Source organism: Methanocalculus natronophilus, assembly GCF_038751955.1.
Lineage (GTDB): Archaea > Halobacteriota > Methanomicrobia > Methanomicrobiales > Methanocorpusculaceae > Methanocalculus > Methanocalculus natronophilus.
The window spans coordinates 1-650 of record NZ_JBCEXH010000075.1; the positions used below are offsets into that span (position 1 = coordinate 1).

Here is a 650-nt window from a genome sequence, read left to right on the forward strand (position 1 = left end):
CATTAAGTGTCACAACGACACTGAGCAAACCATCTTCACTTAAGATTTTTCTATCTTTTAAAACGACGGTCCCAATATCGCCGATTCCTTTACCATCAATATATACATTATCTGCAGGCACTGACCCAGCAACACGAGCTGTGTGCTGTGATAAAGCTAAAACATCGCCATTATCGAGTACAAATTCATTGCCTTTTTTAACTCCAGTTGCGATGGCAGTTTTCGCATGAATTTTCAGCATACGATGTTCTCCATGTATCGGCATAAAATATTTAGGGTTAATGAGTTTAAGCATTAATTTTAACTCTTCACTTCCGCCATGCCCTGAGGTGTGAGTATCATTTAAAGGGGAATGGGTAATTACATTAGCCCCACGTTTAAAGAGTTGGTTAATGGTTTTATTGATGCCTGTTTGATTCCCGGGAATTGGAGAAGATGAGAAAATTACGGTATCGCCTGTTTGTATTTTGATTTGGCGATGAGTACCGTTGGCTATGCGTGATAAAGCCGCAAATGGTTCTCCTTGAGAACCCGTTGATAAAATGGTGATTTCATGCGGGGCGAAATGTTTTAATGCTCTAGGTCCGACAAACGTCCCATGAGGTGCTTTAATATAGCCCATTTCTTGGCCGACTTCAACGGTTCTTTCC

1 protein-coding gene is annotated in these 650 nt (G+C 40.9%); it reads right to left on the reverse strand.

Translation table 11 applies throughout. From position 1 onward, the window contains the following. Positions 1-650, reverse strand: a 650-nt coding sequence (locus tag ABCO64_RS10495) for a ribonuclease J (RefSeq protein WP_343089429.1), incomplete at both ends; no start/stop codon positions are given.